At 64.5% G+C, this 1,942-nt stretch carries 2 protein-coding genes and 1 pseudogene; 2 read left to right on the top strand and 1 reads right to left on the bottom strand.

The window, feature by feature from the left end:
* Both WA989_RS07580 and WA989_RS07575 read left to right on the top strand, forming a co-directional pair.
* Nucleotides 1–749: MlaE family ABC transporter permease (locus WA989_RS07580; RefSeq protein ID WP_424339896.1), on the top strand; the 749-nt coding region annotated here is incomplete at its 5' end.
* On the top strand, nucleotides 750–1,514 hold the full coding sequence (locus WA989_RS07575) for an ABC transporter ATP-binding protein (protein ID WP_424339895.1): 765 nt from the start codon (nucleotides 750–752) through the stop codon (nucleotides 1,512–1,514). It begins immediately after the preceding gene.
* Here WA989_RS07575 and WA989_RS07570 read toward each other — a convergent pair.
* Nucleotides 1,511–1,942 (bottom strand): annotated as a pseudogene (locus tag WA989_RS07570) (aminoacetone oxidase family FAD-binding enzyme); the annotation flags it as partial. The gene WA989_RS07575 and the pseudogene WA989_RS07570 sit on opposite strands and share 4 nt — an antisense overlap.

Genomic DNA, 1,942 nt, shown 5'->3' with positions numbered 1-1,942 from the left:
CTCTCGGCCTGTTCTCCGAGGTCGGCCGGCTCAGCCTGTTTTCCGGACGGGTCATGGCGTCAGCCTTCAGCCCGCCCTGGAATCTCGCCCAGCTCTGGAAGCAGATCATCGCAATCGGCTTTTACTCCCTGCCCGTTGTTGGCCTCTCCGCCGTCTTCATCGGCGCAGCCCTCGCCCTCAACATCTATACCGGCGGCAACCGCTTCGGCGCAGAGCAGTTCGTGCCGAACATCGTCGTCCTCGGCATCACGCGCGAGCTTGGCGCAACGATTACAGGCCTGATGCTCGCAGGGCGCGTGACAGCGGGGATTGCGGCCGAGATCGGCGCGATGAAAGTCACCGAACAGATCGACGCGCTGAAAACGCTGTCGGCCAACCCGTTCCGCTATCTCTACGCGCCGCGCTTCCTGGCAGCTTGCCTGACCCTGCCCATCCTCGTCCTGATGGCCGACATTATCGGCGTTATGGGCGGCTGGCTGGTCAGCGTGTACGCGCTCGATTTCGATTCGACCACCTATCTGCGCAATACGGTCGACTTCCTGACCACGCAGGATGTCGCCGTCGGCCTGATCAAGGCGGTCCTTTTCGGCGCCGTGATTGCGATTATGGGCTGCTACCAGGGCGCGCGCTCTTCGGCGGGTGCAACCGGCGTCGGGCGCGCCGCGACCCTCTCCATGGTGGGCGCCGCCGTCCTCGTCCTTGCCGCGAACTATATGCTCTCCACCCTGTTTGTAAGGATCGGCCTCTAGATGACCCAGCCTATTCTTGAACTCAAAGGCGTTGAGAAGAGCTTCGGCTCCAACCATGTCCTGCGCGGTGTCGATATCGATGTCGCCCCCGGCCATTCGCTGGTCGTGCTCGGCGGGTCCGGATCAGGCAAATCGGTGATGCTCAAGAACGCTCTCGGCCTGATGACGCCGGATGCGGGCCAGATCCTGTTCAATGGCGAGGACGTCACCCACGACCAGGGCAAGGAGCGCGAGGCCATGCGCGCGCGCATCGGCATGCTGTTCCAGTCCGGCGCGCTGTTCGACAGCCTCACCGTCTGGGAAAATGTCGCCTTCCGGCTGCTGAACGCCGACAAGCTGAAGCGTTCCGATGCCAAGGAGCGCGCGATAGAGACCCTCAAAAAAGTCCGCCTCGGCGCATCCGTCGCCGATCTCTATCCGGCTGAAATTTCGGGCGGCATGCAGAAACGCGTCGCGCTGGCCCGCGCCATCATCACCAAGCCGGACCTCATCTTCTTCGACGAGCCGACCACCGGCCTCGACCCGATCACCGCAGATGCGATCAATGATCTCATCATCGAGCAGGTGAAGGCGCTTGGCGCAGCCTCGATCTCGATCACGCATGACATGGCCTCGGCCCGCAAGATCGCCGACGAGATCGCAATGTTGTTTGAAGGCAAGATCATCTGGCGCGGACCGGTCAACCAGCTCGACAGCTCCGGCAATGACCATGTCGACCAGTTCGTCCACGGCCGCGCCGACGGCCCGATCCAGCCGGCGATCTAGTCGGCCGCCGCCAGCCCGGCCCAGCGCCCCATGGCGAGGCAGGCAGTCAGCAGATACCCCCCGGTCGGCGCGTCCCAGGCGACCATCTCGCCGGCGCAATAAGTGCCAGGAATAGCCTCCAGCATCAGCCCGTCATCCAGCGCGTCCCACGACACGCCGCCCGCTGTCGAGATGGCCTCGTCCAGCGGCGCCGTTCCGGTCAGGTCCAGCGGCAGGGCTTTCAGCAAGGCGGCCAGCTCTTCGGGCGTCTGAGGCGGCGCGCCGCGTGTCACTTCGTTGACCAGCGCGATCTTCGTCTTGCTGAGCCGCGCCGCCTTTCTGAGGCGGTTCGACGCCGAATCCTTGCGGCTGGCGGACGCGAGCCGGGCGGCAAGATCGTTCGCCTTCACGTCCGGAAGCAAATCGATTGTGAGGCGCGCCTTCCCGGC

Source organism: Henriciella sp. (assembly GCF_049649345.1).
Classification (GTDB): domain Bacteria; phylum Pseudomonadota; class Alphaproteobacteria; order Caulobacterales; family Hyphomonadaceae; genus Henriciella.
The sequence above is the reverse complement of the archived record's forward strand: the minus strand, read 5'-3'. Positions and strand labels throughout refer to the sequence as shown.

What these genes read in the sequence shown, in the direction of transcription:
- WA989_RS07575 (WP_424339895.1), top strand. Translation starts at nt 750, where the DNA reads ATGACCCAGCCTATTCTTGAACTCAAAGGCGTTGAGAAGAGCTTCGGC.